The 20,041-nt window shown below is 65.1% G+C and carries 22 protein-coding genes; 5 read left to right on the forward strand and 17 right to left on the reverse strand.

Annotated elements, in window-relative coordinates:
• The 9 genes from AC1DFC_RS24640 to AC1DFC_RS24680 all read right to left on the reverse strand — a co-directional run.
• A partial coding sequence (locus AC1DFC_RS24640) for a GTP-binding protein (protein WP_478180163.1) occupies window positions 1–296 on the reverse strand: 296 nt, incomplete at its 3' end.
• Between the two features lie 142 nt (window positions 297–438).
• The gene (fusA, locus tag AC1DFC_RS24645) at window positions 439–2,538 is read right to left on the reverse strand and encodes an elongation factor G (protein WP_007829590.1); all 2,100 of its coding nucleotides are present in this window, start codon (window positions 2,536–2,538) and stop codon (window positions 439–441) included.
• 96 nt (window positions 2,539–2,634) lie between these two features.
• Window positions 2,635–3,108 carry a 30S ribosomal protein S7 gene (rpsG, locus tag AC1DFC_RS24650; RefSeq protein WP_007829591.1) on the reverse strand — a complete coding sequence of 158 codons (474 nt, stop codon included), beginning with the start codon at window positions 3,106–3,108 and terminating at the stop codon, window positions 2,635–2,637.
• Window positions 3,109–3,257: 149 nt separating this feature from the next.
• The gene (gene rpsL, locus AC1DFC_RS24655) at window positions 3,258–3,635 is read right to left on the reverse strand and encodes a 30S ribosomal protein S12 (RefSeq protein ID WP_013543948.1); all 378 of its coding nucleotides are present in this window, start codon (window positions 3,633–3,635) and stop codon (window positions 3,258–3,260) included.
• A gap of 203 nt (window positions 3,636–3,838) precedes the next feature.
• Window positions 3,839–5,008 (reverse strand): D-alanyl-D-alanine carboxypeptidase family protein, encoded by a 1,170-nt coding sequence (locus AC1DFC_RS24660; protein ID WP_007829593.1) that lies wholly within the window; start codon window positions 5,006–5,008, stop codon window positions 3,839–3,841.
• Window positions 5,009–5,048: 40 nt separating this feature from the next.
• A complete protein-coding gene (locus tag AC1DFC_RS24665; protein ID WP_007829594.1) occupies window positions 5,049–5,681 on the reverse strand; it encodes an alpha/beta hydrolase in 633 nt (210 codons plus the stop codon).
• Between the two features lie 36 nt (window positions 5,682–5,717).
• Window positions 5,718–6,071 (reverse strand): (2Fe-2S) ferredoxin domain-containing protein, encoded by a 354-nt coding sequence (locus AC1DFC_RS24670; RefSeq protein ID WP_007829595.1) that lies wholly within the window; start codon window positions 6,069–6,071, stop codon window positions 5,718–5,720.
• A gap of 44 nt (window positions 6,072–6,115) precedes the next feature.
• Window positions 6,116–7,246: a VanZ family protein gene (locus AC1DFC_RS24675; RefSeq protein ID WP_413331663.1), complete on the reverse strand. Its 1,131-nt coding sequence runs from the start codon at window positions 7,244–7,246 to the stop codon at window positions 6,116–6,118.
• A gap of 12 nt (window positions 7,247–7,258) precedes the next feature.
• Entirely contained in the window at window positions 7,259–7,687 is a 429-nt protein-coding gene (locus AC1DFC_RS24680) for a CopD family protein (protein WP_007829602.1), read from the reverse strand.
• Window positions 7,688–8,054: 367 nt separating this feature from the next.
• On the opposite strand from AC1DFC_RS24680, the gene hemB reads away from it, so the two are divergent.
• Together hemB and AC1DFC_RS24690 are read left to right on the forward strand one after the other, a co-directional pair.
• Entirely contained in the window at window positions 8,055–9,041 is a 987-nt protein-coding gene (hemB, locus tag AC1DFC_RS24685) for a porphobilinogen synthase (protein ID WP_478180200.1), read from the forward strand.
• Between the two features lie 11 nt (window positions 9,042–9,052).
• Window positions 9,053–10,195 (forward strand): magnesium transporter CorA family protein, encoded by a 1,143-nt coding sequence (locus AC1DFC_RS24690; protein ID WP_478180164.1) that lies wholly within the window; start codon window positions 9,053–9,055, stop codon window positions 10,193–10,195.
• An 87-nt stretch (window positions 10,196–10,282) separates the two neighbouring features.
• Here the strand turns inward: AC1DFC_RS24690 and AC1DFC_RS24695 are convergent, their stop codons facing one another.
• The gene (locus tag AC1DFC_RS24695; RefSeq protein WP_007829608.1) at window positions 10,283–10,648 is read right to left on the reverse strand and encodes a hypothetical protein; all 366 of its coding nucleotides are present in this window, start codon (window positions 10,646–10,648) and stop codon (window positions 10,283–10,285) included.
• A 304-nt stretch (window positions 10,649–10,952) separates the two neighbouring features.
• Between AC1DFC_RS24695 and AC1DFC_RS24700 the strand changes: the two genes are divergently transcribed.
• Complete coding sequence (locus AC1DFC_RS24700) at window positions 10,953–11,858, forward strand: LysR family transcriptional regulator (RefSeq protein WP_007829610.1); 906 nt, start codon at window positions 10,953–10,955, stop codon at window positions 11,856–11,858.
• Window positions 11,859–11,876: 18 nt separating this feature from the next.
• Here the strand turns inward: AC1DFC_RS24700 and AC1DFC_RS24705 are convergent, their stop codons facing one another.
• Together AC1DFC_RS24705 and AC1DFC_RS24710 are read right to left on the reverse strand one after the other, a co-directional pair.
• Window positions 11,877–12,560 (reverse strand): dienelactone hydrolase family protein, encoded by a 684-nt coding sequence (locus AC1DFC_RS24705; RefSeq protein ID WP_007829612.1) that lies wholly within the window; start codon window positions 12,558–12,560, stop codon window positions 11,877–11,879.
• 77 nt (window positions 12,561–12,637) lie between these two features.
• Window positions 12,638–13,243 carry a 2-hydroxychromene-2-carboxylate isomerase gene (locus AC1DFC_RS24710; protein WP_007829614.1) on the reverse strand — a complete coding sequence of 202 codons (606 nt, stop codon included), beginning with the start codon at window positions 13,241–13,243 and terminating at the stop codon, window positions 12,638–12,640.
• A gap of 73 nt (window positions 13,244–13,316) precedes the next feature.
• Here AC1DFC_RS24710 and AC1DFC_RS24715 point away from each other — a divergent pair, with 73 nt between their 5' ends.
• Window positions 13,317–14,063 carry an SDR family oxidoreductase gene (locus AC1DFC_RS24715; RefSeq protein WP_007829617.1) on the forward strand — a complete coding sequence of 249 codons (747 nt, stop codon included), beginning with the start codon at window positions 13,317–13,319 and terminating at the stop codon, window positions 14,061–14,063.
• A 2-nt stretch (window positions 14,064–14,065) separates the two neighbouring features.
• Window positions 14,066–14,719 (forward strand): MarC family protein, encoded by a 654-nt coding sequence (locus AC1DFC_RS24720; protein WP_007829619.1) that lies wholly within the window; start codon window positions 14,066–14,068, stop codon window positions 14,717–14,719.
• A gap of 5 nt (window positions 14,720–14,724) precedes the next feature.
• On the opposite strand, the gene AC1DFC_RS24725 is transcribed toward AC1DFC_RS24720, so the two are convergent.
• From AC1DFC_RS24725 to AC1DFC_RS24745, 5 genes are all read right to left on the reverse strand, one after another.
• Window positions 14,725–15,186, reverse strand: coding sequence for an EVE domain-containing protein (locus tag AC1DFC_RS24725; protein ID WP_413331664.1), 462 nt, complete (start codon window positions 15,184–15,186; stop codon window positions 14,725–14,727).
• A gap of 167 nt (window positions 15,187–15,353) precedes the next feature.
• Window positions 15,354–16,520 (reverse strand): ABC transporter substrate-binding protein, encoded by a 1,167-nt coding sequence (locus AC1DFC_RS24730; RefSeq protein WP_007829622.1) that lies wholly within the window; start codon window positions 16,518–16,520, stop codon window positions 15,354–15,356.
• Between the two features lie 33 nt (window positions 16,521–16,553).
• Window positions 16,554–18,410, reverse strand: coding sequence for an AMP-dependent synthetase/ligase (locus tag AC1DFC_RS24735; RefSeq protein WP_007829624.1), 1,857 nt, complete (start codon window positions 18,408–18,410; stop codon window positions 16,554–16,556).
• A gap of 5 nt (window positions 18,411–18,415) precedes the next feature.
• A complete protein-coding gene (locus AC1DFC_RS24740) occupies window positions 18,416–19,189 on the reverse strand; it encodes an ABC transporter ATP-binding protein (RefSeq protein ID WP_007829626.1) in 774 nt (257 codons plus the stop codon).
• A complete protein-coding gene (locus AC1DFC_RS24745) occupies window positions 19,186–20,004 on the reverse strand; it encodes an ABC transporter ATP-binding protein (RefSeq protein ID WP_007829632.1) in 819 nt (272 codons plus the stop codon). The genes AC1DFC_RS24740 and AC1DFC_RS24745 overlap by 4 nt, the downstream gene beginning before the upstream one ends.
• Between the last annotated feature and the right edge of the window lie 37 nt (window positions 20,005–20,041).

The raw sequence follows: 20,041 nt of genomic DNA on the forward strand, positions 1-20,041 counted from the left end.
ATCTGGGCGGCGCCGGTGATCATGTTCTTCACGTAGTCGGCGTGGCCGGGGCAGTCGACGTGTGCGTAGTGGCGGTTGGCCGTTTCGTACTCGACGTGCGCGGTGTTGATCGTGATGCCGCGGGCCTTTTCTTCGGGCGCAGCGTCGATTTGGTCGTAGGCCTTGGCTTCGCCGCCGAACTTGGCCGACAGCACCGTGGCGATCGCCGCCGTCAGCGTGGTCTTGCCGTGGTCGACGTGACCGATCGTGCCCACGTTCACGTGCGGCTTGGTGCGGGTGAATTTACCTTTTGCCATTTTTCAATCCTTGAAAGAGCATGTCCCGTGTGTTGGTTTTATGTCTGCATCCGATTGCTGGTTCGCCTCGCACGGGAACGTGGCGGCACCGGATCGCAGACAACGAGGGCCACGCACTGCGCGGCCCTGCATTCTTGAAAACTTACTTTGCGCGAGCAGCCACGATGGCTTCGGCAACGTTGCGCGGAGCTTCAGCGTAGTGCTTGAACTCCATCGTGTACGTGGCACGGCCTTGTGACATCGAGCGCAGCGTGGTCGAGTAGCCGAACATTTCCGACAGCGGCACTTCGGCCTTGATGGACTTGCCGCCACCGATCATGTCGTCCATGCCCTGCACCATGCCGCGGCGTGAGGACAGGTCGCCCATCACGTTGCCGGCGTAGTCTTCGGGCGTTTCGACTTCCACGGCCATCATCGGCTCCAGGATCACGGGGCTGGCCTTGCGGGCGCCTTCCTTGAAACCGAAGATCGCGGCCATCTTGAACGCCATTTCGTTCGAGTCCACGTCGTGGTACGAACCGAAGTGCAGCGTGACCTTGACGTCGACGACGGGGTAGCCCGCCAGCACGCCTTGCGTCAGCGCTTCGACAACGCCCTTTTCCACTGCGGGGATGTATTCGCGAGGAACCACACCGCCCTTGATGGCGTCGACGAACTCGAAACCCTTGCCCGCTTCCTGCGGCTCGAGCTTCAGGATCACGTGACCGTACTGGCCCTTGCCGCCCGACTGGCGAACGAACTTGCCTTCGGCTTCTTCGACGGTCTTGCGGATCGTTTCGCGGTAGGCCACTTGCGGCTTGCCGACGTTCGCTTCCACGCCGAATTCGCGCTTCATGCGGTCCACGATGATTTCGAGGTGGAGCTCGCCCATGCCGGCGATGATGGTCTGGCCCGATTCTTCGTCGGTCTTGACGCGGAACGACGGGTCTTCCTGAGCCAGGCGCTGCAGGGCGATGCCCATCTTTTCCTGGTCGGCCTTGGTCTTGGGTTCGACGGCCTGCGAGATCACCGATTCCGGGAACACCATGCGCTCGAGCGTCACGACGGCTGCGGGATCGCACAGGGTTTCGCCCGTGGTCACTTCCTTCAGGCCCACGCAGGCGGCGATGTCACCGGCGCGGATTTCATTGACTTCTTCGCGGTTGTTCGCGTGCATCTGCACGATACGGCCGATACGTTCCTTCTTGCCGCGCACCGGGTTGTAGACGCTGTCGCCCTTGGTCAGCACGCCGGAGTAGACGCGCACGAAGGTCAGCTGGCCCACGAACGGGTCGGTCATCAGCTTGAATGCCAGGGCCGAGAACTTCTCGTTGTCGTCGGCCTTGCGGGTGACGGGCGCTTCGTCTTCGTCGGTGCCGTTGACGGGCGGAATGTCGGTCGGTGCCGGCATGTATTCGACGACGGCGTCGAGCATCGCCTGCACGCCCTTGTTCTTGAAGGCCGAGCCGCACAGCATCGGCTGGATTTCGCCGGCGATGGTGCGCTGGCGGATGGCCTTCTTGATTTCTTCCTCGGTCAGCTCGTTGCCTTCGAGGTACTTGTTCATCAGCTCTTCGCTGGCTTCGGCAGCCGCTTCGACGAGCTTTTCGCGGTATTCGTTGCAGACATCGGTCAGGTTCGCGGGGATGTCACCGTAGGTGAAGGTCACGCCCTTGTCTTCGTCCCAGATGATGGCCTTCATCTTCACGAGGTCGACGATGCCCTGGAAGTGCTCTTCGGCACCGATCGGGATCTGGATCACGACGGGGTTGGCCTTCAGGCGGTCGACCATCATCTGGCGCACGCGCAGGAAGTCGGCGCCGGTGCGGTCCATCTTGTTGACGAACGCGAGGCGGGGCACCTTGTACTTGTTGGCCTGGCGCCAGACGGTTTCCGACTGGGGCTGCACGCCGCCGACGGCGTCGTACACCATGACGGCGCCGTCCAGCACGCGCATCGAGCGCTCGACTTCAATGGTGAAGTCCACGTGGCCGGGGGTGTCGATGATGTTGATGCGGTGTTCTTCGAACTTGCCAGCCATGCCCTTCCAGAAGCAGGTGGTGGCAGCCGAGGTGATCGTGATGCCACGCTCTTGCTCTTGCTCCATCCAGTCCATCGTGGCGGCACCGTCGTGCACTTCACCGATCTTGTGGTTCACACCGGTGTAGAACAGGATACGTTCGGTCGTCGTGGTCTTGCCAGCGTCAATGTGCGCGGAGATACCGATGTTGCGGTAGCGCTCGATGGGGGTCTTGCGGGACATGATTTACTTTCGGGTTAAATGCGTTGAGCGCTGGTTCTCGAGTACGGACGACATCGCCCGACACTCAAGATCCAACGCCCAAGCTGTGTCTGATTTTTAGAAGCGGAAGTGGCTGAATGCGCGGTTGGCTTCTGCCATGCGGTGCACTTCGTCGCGCTTCTTCATGGCGCCGCCACGGCCTTCCGTGGCTTCCATCAGTTCGTTGGCCAGACGCAGGGCCATCGACTTCTCACCGCGCTTGCGGGCAGCTTCCTTGATCCAGCGCATCGACAGGGCGAGGCGACGGACGGGACGGACTTCGACCGGCACCTGGTAGTTCGCACCGCCAACGCGGCGCGACTTCACTTCGACCATCGGCTTCACATTGTTGATGGCAACGGTGAAAGCCTCGAGAGGGTCCTTGTCCGGGTTCTTCTTTTCGATGAAGTCGAGGGCACCGTAGATGATGCGCTCGGCAACAGCCTTCTTGCCGCCTTCCATGATCACGTTCATGAATTTGGACAGCTCGACATTGCCGTACTTGGGATCCGGCAGGATTTCACGTTTGGGGACTTCGCGACGACGTGGCATTTTTCTAACCTCTTTGCTTCAGTTGGCATCGTTTCCGATACCGCGAGAGCCAGTCAGGACTCTCACTTACTCGACCCGGGATTGGGTCACTTCGTTCGACAAGCCCGCCAAGGCCATCGAACACCGCTTGTTTTTTACAACAGGAAGGCTTAAGCCTTCTTGGGACGCTTCGCGCCGTACTTGGAACGCGACTGCTTGCGGTCTTTCACGCCTTGCAGGTCGAGCGAACCGCGCACGATGTGGTAACGCACACCGGGCAAGTCCTTGACACGGCCGCCGCGAACCAGCACGACGCTGTGTTCCTGCAGGTTGTGGCCTTCGCCGCCGATGTAGGAGATGACTTCGAAGCCATTGGTCAGACGGACCTTGGCAACTTTACGAAGCGCCGAGTTGGGCTTCTTTGGCGTCGTGGTGTAGACGCGGGTGCAGACACCGCGACGTTGCGGCGAGTTCTGCATGGCAGGGCTCTTCGAATTGATCTTTTCGACCGTTCGACCCTGACGCACCAGTTGATTGATGGTTGGCATGAATGAATTAGTCCCAAAACGCCCCGGCCTTGGCTGTGAAACCGTCCTTGTCCTTGTCGTGACGCAAGGCAGGGAAGCCGGGAATAACGAAAACGTGAAACCCTTCGGAAATTTCCGAAAAGCCCACGAGTATAGCAAACGAGCATGAAACGGCAAGGTCAGCCGCGGCAGCTGGCCGCCGACGGCCTTGCAATCCCACCGATTTACTTGATCCAGAGCCGCACGGCATCCCAGGCGCGGCCGAATATCCCTGCCTGCTCGACGGGCTCCAGGGCGACCAGCGGCACATCCGCGACCGGCTGGTCGTCCAGGGTGACCTTGAGCGAACCGACGGGCTGGTACTTGGCGAACGGAGCCACCAGCGGATCGGGGCGCGACACCTGGGTCTTGATCTTGGCGGCAGTGCCGGCCGGCACCGCGACCACGATGGCCTCCGGACGGCCCAGCTTCAGGATGTTGGCCTTGCCCTTCCAGACGGCCGGAGTGGCAGCCGGCTGGCCTGCGTCGAACAGGCGGACCGCGTCGTAGGCCGTGTAACCCCAGTTCAGCAGCTTCTGCGACTCGTTGGCGCGCACGGTCTCGCCGGTGGTGCCCAGCACGATCGACAGCAGGCGGCGCCCACCGGTCAGGTTCGGGAAGTCGCGCTTGGCGGTGGCGATCATGCAGTAGCCGGCCGCTTCGGTGTGGCCGGTCTTCAGGCCGTCGACGGTCGGGTCGCGGAACAGCAGCAGGTTTCGGTTGGTGTCGTTGGTCGACGGGGTGCCCGGATAGCGGTACTTCTTGATGGCGTAGTACTTGGCTTCCTCGGGGAAGTCGCGCACCAGGCGGGTCGCCAGGATGCTCAGGTCGCGGGCCGTCGTGGTGTGACCGGGGGCCGTCAGGCCTTCGGGGTTCTTGTAGCTGGTGTTCTTCATGCCCAGGGCCTTGGCCTGGGCGTTCATCATTTCGACGAAGTGCTCCACCGTGCCGCCGACGCCCTCGGCCAGCGCCACCGTGGCGTCGTTGCCGGACTGCACGATCAGGCCCTTGATCAGGTCTTCCACCGGCACCTGCATCTTGGGGTCGATGAACATGCGCGAGCCGGGCATCTTCCATGCGCGCGGGCTGACCGGCATCGTCTGGGTCAGCGTGATCTTCTTGGCGCGCAGCGCGTCGAACACCACGTAGGCCGACATCAGCTTGGTGAGCGAAGCCGGCTCGACCGGGCTGTCGATGTCCTTCTGCGCCAGGATCTGGTTCGCGGTCACGTCGAGCAGCAGGTAGCTGCGCGCGGCAATTTCGGGCGGCGTCGGCACCTGGGCGACGGCGATCAGGCTGACGGATGCAGCGGCGGTAAGGACCAGCGCGCGGAGCGCGCCAAGAAAACGATTCATGGGGAGTTCGGAAAGAGACGAAAACAAGCCTGCGAGGCTTTCACGCGATGTCCGCGCGCAGATGGCGGACCACGAGACTTTTGAGCAGCGGCAATTGTCCGTGAAAGAAATGGCCGCCCCCGGGGACGACTGTGACAGGAAGTGACTGGGGCCGCGCCCAGTCCATCACGGCGGAGAGCGCCACGGTGTCGTCGGCTTCGCCATGAACCACCAGCATGCGCTCGTGCGCCTCGGCCGGCAGCGTGGCCACGGTGTTGCGCGCGGCGGCCGTGCCCACCAGCACGATCTGCCGGATGTCGCGTTCGGCCCAGAGTCTTGCGGCGGCGCCGCTCGCGACGAAAGCACCGAAGGAAAAGCCGGCGATCGCCAACGGACCTTCGGACGCCAGCTGGCCCACGACATTCAGCATGTCGTCCAGCTCACCGCGTCCCTCGTCGTGCACGCCTTCGCTGGCACCCACGCCGCGGAAGTTGAAGCGCACCGTGGTCCAGCCGCAGGCGACGAAAGCGCGCGCCAGCGTCTGCACCACCTTGTTGTCCATCGTGCCGCCGAACAGCGGGTGCGGATGGGCGATCACGGCAATGCCGCGCGCAACACCGGCAGGCTGGTCGCGTTGAACCTCGATCGCGCCGGCGGCGCCCTGGAGGCTGATCTTTTCGGTCTGGGAGTTCATTGGCGCAGGGTACGAGCGGAGAGCCGGTGGAAAAGTTCAGCGTCCGACATCGGGAGGCAGCACCAGCCGCTCGACGACCTGGCCGTTCTTCAGGTGCGACTCGACGATTTCGTCGATGTCCTCGCTGTCGACGAAGGTGTACCAGACGGCTTCGGGGTACACCACGGCCACCGGCCCGCCCGCGCAGCGGTCGAGGCAGCCGGCCTTGTTGACGCGCACCTTGCCAGGCCCTGCGAGCCCCTGCTCCTTGACCTTCGCCTTGCAGCGATCGAAGCCCTCCTGCGCGTTGTGCATGGCGCAGGAGTCTTCGCCGTTCTTGCGCTCGTTGAGGCAGAAGAAGATGTGGCGACCGTAATAGCCGGACGGCTTGGCGGGAGAGGAACTGGGCATCGGCAGATTTTAGTGACCGCCTCCCGGCGTCGTGGCCCGGACGCTCAGACCGTCGCAACGGCGGCAGGCCGGCTCCGCCGCGACAAGGCGGCCACCACATACGCCAGCACGGCGAATGGCCAAGTCCAGCCGAGCCACTGCGCCAGTCCGTGGAAGCGGATGAAGCGCCCCTGCTCCCAAGTGGCCAAGGTCTGGGCGAAGTACGCGCTCTCGGGCGCCTGGTTCAGCAGGCTCAGCTGCAGCACGAGCCCCACCAGCAGCAGTGCCGCGCAGAGGCGGCGCGGCGCGAAAAGCAGCAACACGCCAGCGAACAAGGCCGCGGCGATGCCGACCTGCACCGGCAGGTCCAGCCATGCCCATGCGTGCTCGGGCCCGTAGCTCAATGCCGCCGACAGCGCCGAGGCCGCGACGCCGGTCAGCAGCGTCAGCGGCAGCAGGACCGCGCGCTGGGCCACGGAGCGCGCCACCAGGTAGCCCAGCAGGCACGGCACCAGCGCGCCGAGCATCACGCACAGCAGTTCCACCGCGGGCACCAGCGGTTCGAGTTCGAACTGCCGCAGCGGCAGCCAGTCGATGAAGGGCGTGTCGAGCAGCCATTCGGAGATCGCCACTTCGAGCCGCTCGAACACCTGCCCGAGCCCGAAGGTGACGGCGGCCGGAAACAGCAGCGCGAAAGGCCACAGCGCGAGCAGCACCAGCGCGCCGCGCGACTCCTCGACGAACCACTGCGAACGCGCGCGGCTCCAGTGCGCAACCGCGCCCAGCCGCTCCAGCCCCGCCGCCAGCACCGCGCCGAGAACGGTGCCGGTCGTGTTGAGCCCCAGGTCCACATTGGAAGGGATGCGCGCAGGCAGATAGCTCTGCAGCGTCTCCATGGCGAAGGCGATCGCCGCACCCGCTATGACGGCTCGCAGCACGGCATGCCAGACGGCAGCAGTCCGGCCCGTGCGCAGTGCCGCCAGGGCGCAGAGGAATCCGAAGGGCATGTAGCCCACCACGTTGACGGCGAAGTCGAAACCCGTCCAGTACTTGGGCCAGGGCGCCGACAGGTAGGCCCAGGGCGCGATCCCCTGGTCGCGCCAGTCGGCGAACGGATAGAGGCTGGCGTAGACGATCAGCGCTGCATAGGCGAGCGCCAGGGGGAGCGCGGTTGACTTGTGCGGCCTCTCCACCATGTGCACCGGGCTTCAGAACGGCTTGACGACCACCAGGATCACGATACCCAGCAGCAGCAGCACCGGCAGTTCGTTGAACCAGCGGAACCAGCGGTCGTTACGCCGGTTCTCGCCCGCCACGAAGCGGCGCAGCAGCACGCAGCAGCCATGGTGGTAGCCGATGGCCACCAGCACCAGCGCCAGCTTGGCATGCATCCACCCGTTGCCCGGGCCACGCCCGATGCCGTAGCCCAGCCAGAGCCACAGGCCGAAGCCGAGCGCCGGAACTGCCAGGAAAGTCGTGAACCGCATCAGCTTGCGCGCCATCAGCAGCAGCCGTTCACGCTCGGCCACCGACTCGGGCGGCACCATCGCCAGATTGACGAAGATCCGGGGCAGGTAGAACAACCCCGCGAACCAGCTTGCAATGAAGACGATGTGAAGAGATTTGACCCAGAGCATGGCGGCAGTTTAGTGGCGCCCTCTCGCCGGCCCCGGGGTTTTGCGGCAGTGCCTCCGCACGGCGGGCAAAAAAAAGCCCGACGTCTTCACGCCGGGCTGGGAAGCCCTTTTGCTGTCACACATCAAGGCACCCGCTCAGGGAGGAAAAGCGGGGAGCGGCAAGCCGCCCGCTTCAGAATTTAACAAAGACGAAACAAGGTTTCAAGCGACTGAGGCACTTTCTTTGACATTTAAGGCAAAAAATTTAGAACCTTGGTTCTACGATTTTCCGTAGTTGTCAGACAACCGCCTCCTTCGAACGGACGCGGCGAAATGTCGCTTCAGGCACAATTTTGGATATATGACGTCATCATCTTCCCCCTTGGCCATGTTCCCCGCCGGGCGGCCGCGGCGCCTGCGCCGCGATGCCTTCACCCGCAACCTCGTGCGGGAGCACGCGCTGACGGCCAACGACCTGATCTACCCGGTGTTCGTGCAGGAAGGCGAAAAACGCCGCGATGCCGTGCCTTCGATGCCCGGCGTGGACCGCCTGAGCCTCGACCTGCTCTTGCCCGTGGCCGAGCAGTGCGTCGCCGCCGGCATCCCGGCGATGGCGCTGTTCCCGGTGATCGACGCCAGCCTCAAGACACCCAACGGCGACGAGGCCTTCAATCCCGACGGGCTGATTCCCCGCGTGGTGGCCACCCTCAAGGCGCGCTTCCCCGAACTGGGCGTGATGACCGATGTCGCGCTCGACCCCTACACCAGCCACGGCCAGGACGGCCTGCTCGACGACACCGGCTACATCCTCAACGATGCGACCGTTGAAGTGCTGGTGAAGCAGGCGCTCACACAATCGCAAGCCGGCGTCGACATTGTGGCGCCCAGCGACATGATGGACGGCCGAATCGGCGCCATCCGCGCCGCGCTCGAGGCCCGCGGCGACGTGCACACGCGCATCATGGCCTACAGCGCCAAGTACGCCAGCGCCTTCTACGGCCCCTTCCGCGACGCCGTGGGCTCGGCCGCCACGCTCGGCAAGAGCAACAAGAAGGTCTACCAGATGGACCCCGGCAACAGCGACGAGGCCCTGCGCGAAGTGGCCATCGACATCGCCGAGGGCGCCGACATGGTGATGGTGAAGCCCGGCATGCCCTACCTCGACATCGTGCGCCGCGTGAAGGACCAGTTCCACGTGCCGACCTTCGCCTACCAGGTGAGCGGCGAGTACGCGATGCTCAAGGCGGCCGCCCAGAACGGCTGGCTCGACCACGACGCCGTGGTGCTCGAAAGCCTGCTGGCCTTCAAGCGCGCCGGCGCCGACGGCGTGCTGACGTACTTCGCGCTCGACGCCGCGCGCCTGCTCCAGAAGTAGCGCGCACCGGCATGCGCATCTTCGAAATCAATCGCTCGCAGGTCAGCGAGCACTCCGCACTGACGCCGTTGACCGTGCCGGGCGCGTGCGGCGCAGGCGGCTACCTGTGGATCTCGCTCACGCGCGAGGAATTCCGGGCTTCGCTGGCCGAGGTGCAGCAGATCCTGCAGACCTTGTGTCTCACGCAGCTGGTCGACCTGCACGTGGCCGACCTGCTCAACGATCAGCTGCCTTCACACTACGACTACACGTCCCAATACGACGTGCTGGTGTTCCGGCGCCTTGCCAACGGGAACGGGCAGGGCCAGGAGGCCCCGGCGGGTGGCGCGGCGCCGCGCCTGCCCCGCAGCGGCCCGCCCGTGCTGCGCCGCGTCGACACCCGTCCGGTCGGCTTCGCGGCGTTCGACCGCGTGCTGCTGTCGGTGCACCCGGAAGACGGCGCGGTGCGCGACGCCTTCGCCGCGCGGCTGCTGGCGGCCGGCTCGCCCGACGACCGCGGCGCGCCAGCACTCGACGTGCGCGCCACTTCGTCGCGCGTGCCGGCCAGCCCTTCGGACCTGATGCTGCGCGTGATCAACCAGATCGTCGACGGCTACCTCGACCTGCGGCGCGAACTCACCAAGCAGCTCGACCACTGGCAGACCGAGCTGATCGACCCGCGCAGCCGCTTCACCAACTGGGGGGCGCTGATGGAAGCGCGCCAGTCGCTGCACCACCTGGACGAGATCTGCGAGGACCAGCGCGCCGCCATGCAGGACTGGATCGACTCGCTCGAGACCCTGCCCGTGCCCAAGGGCGAGACCGAGCGGCGCGAGCGCGAACTCATCATGATCCGCAGCCGCGACGTGCTCGAGCACATCGAGCGCGTGGTGCACCACGTGCACCGGCTGGAGCAGAACGCCGAAACCGCGGTGCAGATGCACTTCAGCGTGCAGGGCCACCGTGCCAACGACATCATGCGGGTGCTGACGGTGCTCACTGCCGTGTTCCTGCCGCTCAACCTCATCGCGGGTATCTTCGGCATGAACTTCGAGTTCATCCCGCTGGTGCACAAGGCCGACGGTTTCTGGATCGCGATGACGTCGATGCTGGTCATCGCCGTGCTGCTGGTGCTGATCTTCTGGCGCAAGCGCTACCTCGCCCGCACGCGCTGACTCCCCTATATATCAGCGGCAAATGCAAAAGGGCCACGCTTTCGCGTGGCCCTTTTGCATTTGGGCAACCCCGAGGGGCCGCTTCGATTACTTGGCGATAGCGCCCGAACCTTGCTGCGCCTGGAGTGCGTCAGCCGGATTGGCCATCGTCGAGATGACCTTGCTGTTGACGCGCGAACCCGAAGTCACGTTCTGGTCGGGAGCGTAGGCGGTGCGAACGGCTTCGGCTTCGACGATCGCGCGGTCCTTCGACACGGCGACGGTTTCCGCACCGCGCGAACCGCGCACGACGTTCTGGTTCGGAGCCGACGCGGTGCGTGCGGCTTCGGCGTTGACGTCGTCGCGGCTCTTGGTCGAGACGGCAGTGTTCACGCCTTGGTAGGTTTCGGCTTGGGCGCCAACGGCGGCCAGCAGGGTCAGGGCGGCAGCGGCGAGGATTTGCGAGGTCTTCATGTTCAGTTCTCCTAGTGTGTTCGTCGGATGGTTCGTCCACCAGGCTTGCTGGTTCGCTTGCCTGTGCGGCGAGTTTCCGGGCGAACTGCACTGCCAGAACACTCGGATCAGAGACACCGTGTTTCCTCTATTGAAACAATGCGAGCATCAAGGCATGCCGGTAGAAGAAAGCGGCCGGTTCCGGAACGGCCCAGCCGTGGCTGGCAACGTCGACGTGAACCACAGTGTCGCGGGAGCCGGCTAAGAAAAACCCCGGAGAATCGAACCATCGCGTTCCCAAAACGGAAACAATGGGCTTATTCACATGGACAGTCTCGACCTGATCAGAACCTTTCGGGAAGTCGCCTCGCAAGGCAGTTTTTCCCAGGCAGCCAAGAGGCTCGACATGTCGAAGGCCACCGTCAGCAAGTACGTGGCCGAGCTGGAAACCCGCTTCGGCGTGCGTCTTCTCAACCGCTCCACGCGCTCCGTGAGCCTCACCGACGCCGGCCAGCTGCTGCTGGAGCGCAGCACGCCGGTGCTCGAGATGGTCGAGCTCACCCAGTCGGAACTGCAGGACCGCGCCAGCCAGCCCGGCGGCCGGCTGCGCATCTCGGCGCCGCACGGCATGGGCAACGGCGAGTTTCCGAACCTGCTGGCCGACTTCATGCGCTACTACCCCGACGTGACGATCAGCCTGCAGCTGACCAACCGCACCGTCGACCTCGCCGAGGAAGGCATCGACGTCGAACTGCGCAGCGGCCCGGTGGAAGACGCCAACCTCATCGTGCGCAAGCTGCGTCTGATGAACATGGTGGTCTGCGCCTCGCCGATCTACTGGAAGAAGCACGGCAAGCCCGAGCATCCGCGCGACCTGTCTGGCCACGACGCCCTCACCTTCTCGCTGCTGGGCCAGCAGCCGGTGTGGCGCTTCGACGAGAACGGCACGCCGCTCGACGTGCAGGTCAAGAGCCGCATGGACTGCACCGAGGCTGCGCCGCTGATCCGCGTGGCGATGCACGGCTTCGGCGTGATCTACCTGCCGTCGATCCTCGTGCAGTCGCACCTCGACCAGGGCGAACTCGTGCCCGTGCTGCAGGACTACGCGCGCAAGGACATGTGGCTGTCGGCCGCCTACCTGCAGCGGCGCCACAACAGCGCCGCGCTGCGCGCGCTGCTCGACTTCCTGCAGACGCGAGTGGGTCCTGAATCGGCGCAAAGAAGCAAGTAAGGGCGCCGAGGCGCTGCTTCAGCCGACGTGCTTCGCAAAGAACGCCAGCGTGCGTTCCCGCGCGAGCTTTGCCGCGTCGGCGTCGTAGGAGCCGCGCTGGTCGCAGTTGAAGCCGTGGCCGACCGGGTACACGTGCACTTCCACCTCCGGATGCGCCTTCTTGAACGACTCGACGGTGTCCAGCGGAATCCAGTGGTCCTGGTTGCCGAAATGCGCGAGCACCGGCACCTTGGGCTGGCGTGCCGTTTCCTCGGGCGTGGTCATGCCACCGCCGTAGTAGGGTGCCGCTGCCGCCAGGCCCGGCAGCAGCGCCGCTGCGCGCCACACCAGCAGGCCGCCCCAGCAGTAGCCGACGATGCCGACCTTGCCGGCCTTCGACGCGTAGGCGATGGACGCCTCGATGTCCTGCAGCACGCCCGGCGCCGGCAGCGCCTCGACCGCGGTTTTCAGGCCGAAGCCGTTCTTCATGTCGTCGTCCGAATAGCCCAGCTCCACGCCCGGCTTGACGCGGTGGAAGGTCGACGGCGCCACGGCGAGGTAACCCTCCGCCGCGTAGCCGTCAGCCACCGCGCGGATGTGCGAGTTGACGCCGAAGATTTCCTGCACCACGACCACCGCGCCGCGCGGCTTGCCCGCCGGCTCGGCCACGTAGGCGGGGAAGATGAAGCCGTCCTTGGCCTTGAGATCGATGAATTGACCCATGTTGTCTTGCTCCTTGATGGCAAATAGATGAATGAATGAATGAATGAATGAATGAATGAATGAATGAATGCCGGGGGTCAAGGGCGCAGCGCTCGCTCGACAAAGTCGAGGCGGTCCTGGCCCCAGAAGATCTCGCCGTCGATCACGTAGCTCGGCGCGCCGAACACCTGGATGTCGATGGCCTCCTGCGTGTAGGCCTCGTAGCGCTCCTGCACCGCCTGGCTCTGAGACTGCTCGGCGCGCTTGGGCGACAGCCCGCATTCGATGACCAGCGAATCGAGCACCTTCGGATCGCCGATGTTGCGCTCCTGCACCCACACGGCCGCGAACACCGCCGCGCACATGCGCATGGCTGCCTCGGTGCCGTCGTGCATGTCGACCGCGATGATGAGCCGGGCCGCATCGTCGCTGGCCACGGGAAAGAACTTCGGCCTGGTGTTCAGCGGCAGGCCGAGGTGGCGCGAGAAGCGCGCCAGGTCGACCAGCCGGTACGCCTGGCGCTGCGGTGCGCGTTTGCCCAGCGGCAACCCGCCCGACACAGGGAACACGCTGCCCATGTCGATGGGCCGTACGCGCACCGCGGCACCGGCGGCCGCGGCAATCGCCGCGAAGCGGGAATGCCCCAGATAAGTCCATGGGCTCTGTGGCGCAAAGTAGTAGTCGATGGTTCTGTTGGTGCTCATGCGCGTGCCCCCGATGATGTAATCCAAGCCAACGGTTTTAACTGACACGCAGTTTCTCTGCAGGAGGTAGGTTTTGGACCAAGTGCTCTTGATCACGGGCGGCGGGCGCGGCATCGGCGCCGCCACCGCCGTGCTCGCCGCGCAGCGCGGCTACGCGGTGGCCGTCAACTACGCCAGCAACTCTCTGGCCGCCGACGAGGTGGTGCGCACCATCCGCGCGGGCGGCGGCACCGCCATGGCCGTGCAGGCCGACGTGGGCGACGAGGCGCAGGTACTCGCCATGTTCCAGAAGGTCGACGCGAGGTTCGGCCGGCTGACGGCGCTGGTCAACAACGCCGGCGTGGTCGACGTGCAGGCACGCGTCGACGAGATGAGCGTGGCCCGGCTGGAGCGCATGTTCCGCATCAACGTGATCGGCAGCTTCATCTGCGCGCGCGAGGCCGTGCGGCGCATGAGCACGCGCTACGGCGGCGCGGGCGGCGCCATCGTCAACATCTCCAGCGCCGCCGCGCGGCTGGGCTCGCCCGACCAGTACGTCGACTACGCCGCGAGCAAGGGCGCCATCGACACCTTCACCATCGGGCTGGCCAAGGAAGTGGCGGCCGAAGGCATCCGCGTGAACGCAGTGCGCCCCGGACTGATCGATACCGAGATCCACGCCTCGGGCGGCATGCCGGACCGCGCCTTCGATCTCGCGCCCACCGTGCCCATGCAGCGCACCGGCAGCGCAGAGGAAATCGCGGGCGCCATCCTGTGGCTGCTGTCCGCCGAGGCCAGCTACACCACCATGGCCCTGCTCGACGTCGCCGGAGGCCGCTGACCATGAGCACCTCGATGGACCTGATCAAGCCGCTGGTCACGCTGGTGGCCATCGTCAACCCGCTGGCCATCGTGCCGTTCTTCATCCACTACACGCAGGGCTACAGCGATGCGCAGCGCCGCCACACGGTGCGCATGTCGGCCTTCAGCGCTTTCGTGGTGATCGCGGTGAGCGCGCTGCTCGGGCTGCAACTGCTGTCCTTCTTCGGCATCTCGATCGCGAGCTTCCAGGTCGGCGGCGGCCTGCTGCTGCTCATGAGCTCGCTGTCGATGCTGAATGCCAAGCCGGCCGAGAGCAAGACCAACGTCGAGGAGCTGCGCGCCACCGAAGTGAAGGCCTCCATGGGCGCGTCCATCGCGGTGGTGCCGCTCACCATTCCGCTGCTCACCGGGCCGGCCACCATTTCCACCGTGGTCATCTACGCGGACAAGACGCAGCACCTGTGGGAACTCGCGGTGCTGGTCGGCTACGGCGTGGTGGTCGCGCTGGCCACCGCGGTGGCCTTCTCGCTCGCGCAACCCATTGCGCGCGTGCTCGGCAAGACGGGCATCAACATCATGACGCGGCTCATGGGGCTGATCCTCGCTGCGCTCGCGGTAGAGGTGATGGCCGATGGGCTGGGGAAGCTGTTTCCGATCCTGCAGCGCGTGGGCTGATTCATTCAGCCCAGCATCTTCTCGATGATCCGCCAGTGCGCGGGTTCGACCGGCGTGATCGACAGCCGGTTGCCCTTGCGCAGCACGACCAGGTCGGCCAGCTCGGGCCTGGCGCGCAGCTCGGGCAGCGAGAGCAGCCGCGTCTTGCGCAGCGCCTGCACATCCACCAGCAGCCAGCGCGGATCGTCCTTCTTCGAGGCCGCGTCGTAGTAGGGCGACTTCGGATCGAACTGCGTCGGGTCGGGCTTGATGCCCGAGGCCACGCGCGCAATGCCCGCGATGCCGGGCTCCGGGCAGCTCGAGTGATAGAACAACACGCCGTCGCCGACCTTCATGCCATCGCGCATGAAGTTGCGTGCCTGATAGTTGCGCACGCCGGTCCAGGCCACGGTGGCGCCGGGCGCGGCGAGCGCATCGTCGATCGAGACCTCGTCGGGCTCGGATTTCATCAACCAGTACTGTGGCATTGCGGGGTCTTCACCAGAGAAGTTCGCCGCGAATATAAACCCCGGCCAACCTGCGCACCTTCATCGCGGAACACCGCGGAACCGGCTTTGCCGGGCCGCAGGTGTTGCCCCCGGCGAGGGGGTGTGCGCAGCGACACGAAGTGCGCGAAGCATGGGGGAGCGCCGGGTCATGGTGTCACATAGTCGGACACGACCACCCACTTGCCATCCTTGATCTGCGACAGGCGCGACAGATCGTTGCCCAGGCGCTTGGTGGCGGTGTAGCTGCTCTTCGGGCTGCCGAACATGTCGGGCTCGAAGGTCATGCTGTCCATCGCCTTGATGAAGCTGTCGGTCGTGAGGTTCGGCCCGGCCTTGGTCGCCGCCTTGATGAACGAATCGATGATCACGTAGCCGTACACCGAGAACACGGTCGGGTCTTCGTTGAACTTGGTCTTGTACTTGTTGGCCCAGAAGCGCAGCGGCTGCGACTGCTCGTCGGTGTACGGGTTCTGCACCGTCATGGTGGCGTAGATGCCGTCCATCGCCTTGCCGCCCAGCTTGTGGATCAGGTCGGTGTAGGCCGCGCTCGAGCCCAGGAAGGTCGGGTTGAAACCCGTCTTGCGCGACTCGCCCACGGTGCCGATGGTCTCGCGGATGATGGTGCCGAGCACCACGAGGTCGCAGTTGGCGGCCTTCATCTTGGCGACCTGCGAGCTGAAGTCGGTGGCGCCGCGCTTGAACGAGGTCTTCTCGGCCAGCTCCATGCCGGCGGTCTTCAGGCCCGCCTCGGCGCCGCGCAGCACCTCGAGGCCGAACTCGTCGTCCTGGTAGATGGTGCAGACCTTCTTGGCGCCCTTCTCCTTGATCATCTTGGGCAGGGCCAGGCGGATCTGGTCGTAGTAGGTGGCTGCGAACGAATACTTCAGCCGATTGAGCGGCTCGTACATTTCGCGCGCTGCGGTGATCGGCATGAAGTTGACGATGTTCTTCTCGAACTGCACCGGCATCGCCGCCATGTTCTGCGCCGTGCCGATGTGGCCGGCCATGATGAATATCTTTTCCTGGTTCACCAGCTTCTGCGCCGCCAGCACGGCCTTCTTCGGGTCGTAGCCCGAGTCTTCGACGAAGAGCTTGAGCTTGCGCCCATTGAGGCTGCCCTGCTCGTTGAGTTCGTCCACGCGCAGCTGCATGCCGTTGCGCGCCTGCTTGCCGAAGCCCGCGAGCGGACCCGACAGGTCCTGGATCGTGCCGATGCGGATCTCGTCCTTGCTCACGCCCTGCTGCTGAGCGGATGCGAGCGTCGCGATCAGGCCCAGCACGGCCAGCGTCGTCAGTGTCTTGAGCTTCGTCATAGCGGTGTCTCCTCGGGTTGGCAAAAAAAGAGGTCAGCGGTACATGGCGTCGATGCGGCCGGCGTACTTGGTCTGCACCAGCTTGCGCTTGAGCTTCATCGTGGGCGTGAGCTCCTCGTCCTCGGCGCTGAGCTGCGTTTCGAGCAGAAAGAACTTCTTGATCTGCTCGACGCGCGCGAACCTGGCGTTGACGCGATCGATCTCGCCCTGGATCAAATCCTGCACTTCCTTCGTGCGCGTCAGGCTCTCGTAGTTGCTGAACGGCACGTCGTGGTCCTGCGCAAACTTCTCGACGTTCTCCTGATCGATCATGACGATCACCGTGAGGTACGGCCGCTTGTCGCCGATGACCACGGCATCGGTGATGTAGGGGCTGAACTTGAGCTCGTTCTCCAGCTCGCTGGGCGTCACGTTCTTCCCACCCGCCGTGATGATGATGTCTTTCATCCGGTCGGTGATGCGGAAATACCCGTCCTCGTCCATCGTGCCCACGTCGCCGGTGTGCAGCCAGCCGTCGGCGTCGATGGTCTCGGCCGTCTTCTCGGGCAGGTTGAGGTAACCCATGAAGACATTGGGGCCGCGCACCAGGATCTCGCCGGTGGCGGGGTCGAGGCGCACCTCGTTGTAGCCGGTGGCCGGGCCGATGGAGCCCGGCTTGATGCGCGTGGCCGGCACCGCGGTCGAGGCGCCGCACGACTCCGTCATGCCCCACACCTCCAGCATCGGCACGCCCAGCGCGAGATACCACTTGACCAGCTCGGGCGAGATGGGCGCCGCGCCCGTCACCAGGAAGCGCGCGCGGTGGATGCCGATGAGCTTGCGCGCGTTGTCCAGCGCGAGCATGCGCGCGAGCCTGAACCTGAACTTCAGCGGCGAGCTCACCGGCTCGCCCGCCAGCACGCGGTTGGCGATCTCCTCGCCCACGCCGATGCTCCACCTGTAGGCCGCCTGCTGCAGCGGGCTCGCCTCCTTCAGGGCGATCATCACGCCCGAATAGAACTTCTCCCACACGCGCGGCACGGCCGTGAACACCGTGGGTGCGATCTCGCGCACGTTCTCCGGCACGGTCTCGGGGTTCTCGACGAAGTTGAGGATAGCGCCGGTGTACATCGCGAAGTACTCGCCGCCCATGCGCTCGGCGATGTGGCACAGCGGCAGGAAGCACATGCGCTCGTCGGTCTGGTCCTGCGCGACGAGCGTGTTGTAGCCGCGCGCGGTGTACACGAGCCCGGCATGGCTGTGCATGGCGCCCTTGGGCTTGCCGGTGGTGCCCGAGGTGTAGACGAGGATGGCGAGGTCTTCAGGGCGGCAGGCGGCAACCGTACGTTCGACCGCCTGCGGATCGGTGGCCAGGTGCTGGCGCCCGAGCGCGCGCAGCGCGTCGAGGCTCATCACCGCTGCATCGTCGAGGTCGCGCAGGCCTTCCATGTCGAACACGACCAAGCAGCGCAGGCGCGGCAGGCCGGCGCGCACCTCGAGCGCCTTGTCGAGCTGCTCGTCGTCTTCCACGAAGAGCACGGTGGTGCCCGAGTCTTCGCAAAGGTAGTGCACCTGCGAGGCCGCGTCGGTCGGATAGATGCCATTGGAGACACCGCCGCAGCTCAGCACCGCGAGATCGGCGAGCACCCATTCGATGACGGTGTTGGACAGGATCGACGCGCACTCGCCCGGCGCAAAGCCGATGGACTGGAGGCCGGCCGCGATCTCGCGCACCGCGTCGGCGGTCTGGTGCCAGCTCCAGCTGCGCCAGATGCCCAGTTCCTTCTGCCGCATCCAGATGTTGTCGCCGCGCTGCTTCACGGCGTTCCAGAACATCGCGGGAATGGTGTCGCCGGGCACGACGACGTCGAGCCGGGGTGCGAAGGCGTCGAGGTCCCAGAGTCCTTGCATGGCGGCTATCTCCAGGTTTTCTTCTTTTTCCAGCGCCGCTCGCCGCGCACGCCGTCGTCCTTCACGCCGAGGTAGAACTCCTTGATGTCTTCCTTCTCGCGCAGGCGTTCACAGGTGTCCTCCATCACGATGCGGCCGTTCTCCAGCACGTAGCCGTGGTCGGCGGCGTTGAGCGCCATGTTGGCGTTCTGCTCGACCAGCAGGATGGTGGTGCCGCGCTCGCGGTTGATGCGCACGACGATCTCGAAGATCTCTTTCGTCAGTTTCGGACTCAGCCCGAGGCTCGGTTCGTCCAGAAGAATCAGATGCGGCGCGGCCATGATCGCGCGCGAGATGGCGAGCATCTGCTGCTGGCCGCCCGACAGCAGCCCCGCGTCCTGCGTGGCCCGCTCGCGCAGGATCGGGAAGTAGGTGTAGACCGTCTCCATGTCCCGCGCCACGCCGTCGCGGTCCTTGCGGGTGTAGGCGCCCATCAGCAGGTTGTCCTTCACCGACAGCAGCGGGAACACCTCGCGGCCTTCGGGCACGTGGCTCAGCCCCTGCTGGACGATGTGGGCCGGGTCCTTGGCAGTGATGTTCCTGCCCTGGAATTCGATGCTGCCCTTGCGGGGGTCGATGATTCCGGAGATGGTCTTGAGGATGGTCGTCTTGCCTGCGCCGTTCGAACCGAGCACGGTCACGATCTCGCCCTGCCTGACTTTCAGGCTGACGCCACGGATCGCCTTGATCGGACCGTAGGCGCTCTCTACGTTGAGAAGCTGAAGGACTGCGTCGCTCATGCCGCCGTCCTCCTCAAGCTGCTCACGTCGTCCACGGTCCCGAGATAGGCCTCGACAACCCGCGCATCGGCTTGCACCTCGCGAGGAGAGCCGGTAGCCAGCACCTCGCCCATGTTCATCGCCAGCACCCGGTCGGACACCTTGGAAACAAGCGACATGTCGTGCTCGACCATCAGCACAGACACACCCAGCTCATGCTGGATGTCCTGGATCCAGAACGCCATGTCCGCCGTCTCTTCCACATTGAGCCCCGAAGAAGGCTCATCGAGCAGCAGCAGCTTCGGCTCCGTGCACAGCGCACGTGCCAGCTCGACGACCTTGCGAACGCCATAAGGCAATCCCGCCACCATCGAATCGCGATGGTGCTGCAGGTCCAGCAGCTCGATCACCTGCTCCGCCTTCTCGCGCGCCTCGATCTCCGCGAGCCGCGTGGCGGGCGTGAAGAACACCTCGCTCCAGAACCCCGTCTGCCGGTGCGTGTGCCGGCCGATCAGCAGGTTGTGCAGCACCGTCGCGTGCTCGAACAGTTCGATGTTCTGGAAGGTGCGCGCAATGCCCAGCGCGGCAATCGCATGCGGGGCCTGCTGGGTCAGCGCAATGGCGCCGCCCTCCTCGCCATGCCACGTGATCTCCCCCATGGTCGGCGTGTAGATGCGGCTGATCAGGTTGAACACCGTCGTCTTGCCCGCCCCGTTCGGCCCGATCAGCGTGAACACCTCGCCACGCCGCACATCGAAGCTCACCTTGTTGACCGCCAGCACCCCGCCGAAGCGCACGCTCAGCTCCTTGGCCGAAAGAAGAATGTCGCCGCTCATCTCTGGGCTCCGTCACTCGCCGGCGCGCAGGACTGCC

This window comes from Variovorax sp. 10L421, assembly GCF_056395365.1.

What these genes read in the sequence shown, in the direction of transcription:
- fusA (WP_007829590.1), bottom strand. Translation starts at nt 2,538, where the DNA reads ATGTCCCGCAAGACCCCCATCGAGCGCTACCGCAACATCGGTATCTCC.
- rpsG (WP_007829591.1), bottom strand. Translation starts at nt 3,108, where the DNA reads ATGCCACGTCGTCGCGAAGTCCCCAAACGTGAAATCCTGCCGGATCCC.
- rpsL (WP_013543948.1), bottom strand. Translation starts at nt 3,635, where the DNA reads ATGCCAACCATCAATCAACTGGTGCGTCAGGGTCGAACGGTCGAAAAG.
- AC1DFC_RS24660 (WP_007829593.1), bottom strand. Translation starts at nt 5,008, where the DNA reads ATGAATCGTTTTCTTGGCGCGCTCCGCGCGCTGGTCCTTACCGCCGCT.
- AC1DFC_RS24665 (WP_007829594.1), bottom strand. Translation starts at nt 5,681, where the DNA reads ATGAACTCCCAGACCGAAAAGATCAGCCTCCAGGGCGCCGCCGGCGCG.
- AC1DFC_RS24670 (WP_007829595.1), bottom strand. Translation starts at nt 6,071, where the DNA reads ATGCCCAGTTCCTCTCCCGCCAAGCCGTCCGGCTATTACGGTCGCCAC.
- AC1DFC_RS24675 (WP_413331663.1), bottom strand. Translation starts at nt 7,246, where the DNA reads ATGGTGGAGAGGCCGCACAAGTCAACCGCGCTCCCCCTGGCGCTCGCC.
- AC1DFC_RS24680 (WP_007829602.1), bottom strand. Translation starts at nt 7,687, where the DNA reads ATGCTCTGGGTCAAATCTCTTCACATCGTCTTCATTGCAAGCTGGTTC.
- hemB (WP_478180200.1), top strand. Translation starts at nt 8,055, where the DNA reads ATGTTCCCCGCCGGGCGGCCGCGGCGCCTGCGCCGCGATGCCTTCACC.
- AC1DFC_RS24690 (WP_478180164.1), top strand. Translation starts at nt 9,053, where the DNA reads ATGCGCATCTTCGAAATCAATCGCTCGCAGGTCAGCGAGCACTCCGCA.
- AC1DFC_RS24695 (WP_007829608.1), bottom strand. Translation starts at nt 10,648, where the DNA reads ATGAAGACCTCGCAAATCCTCGCCGCTGCCGCCCTGACCCTGCTGGCC.
- AC1DFC_RS24700 (WP_007829610.1), top strand. Translation starts at nt 10,953, where the DNA reads ATGGACAGTCTCGACCTGATCAGAACCTTTCGGGAAGTCGCCTCGCAA.
- AC1DFC_RS24705 (WP_007829612.1), bottom strand. Translation starts at nt 12,560, where the DNA reads ATGGGTCAATTCATCGATCTCAAGGCCAAGGACGGCTTCATCTTCCCC.
- AC1DFC_RS24710 (WP_007829614.1), bottom strand. Translation starts at nt 13,243, where the DNA reads ATGAGCACCAACAGAACCATCGACTACTACTTTGCGCCACAGAGCCCA.
- AC1DFC_RS24720 (WP_007829619.1), top strand. Translation starts at nt 14,066, where the DNA reads ATGAGCACCTCGATGGACCTGATCAAGCCGCTGGTCACGCTGGTGGCC.
- AC1DFC_RS24725 (WP_413331664.1), bottom strand. Translation starts at nt 15,186, where the DNA reads ATGCCACAGTACTGGTTGATGAAATCCGAGCCCGACGAGGTCTCGATC.
- AC1DFC_RS24730 (WP_007829622.1), bottom strand. Translation starts at nt 16,520, where the DNA reads ATGACGAAGCTCAAGACACTGACGACGCTGGCCGTGCTGGGCCTGATC.
- AC1DFC_RS24735 (WP_007829624.1), bottom strand. Translation starts at nt 18,410, where the DNA reads ATGCAAGGACTCTGGGACCTCGACGCCTTCGCACCCCGGCTCGACGTC.
- AC1DFC_RS24740 (WP_007829626.1), bottom strand. Translation starts at nt 19,189, where the DNA reads ATGAGCGACGCAGTCCTTCAGCTTCTCAACGTAGAGAGCGCCTACGGT.
- AC1DFC_RS24745 (WP_007829632.1), bottom strand. Translation starts at nt 20,004, where the DNA reads ATGAGCGGCGACATTCTTCTTTCGGCCAAGGAGCTGAGCGTGCGCTTC.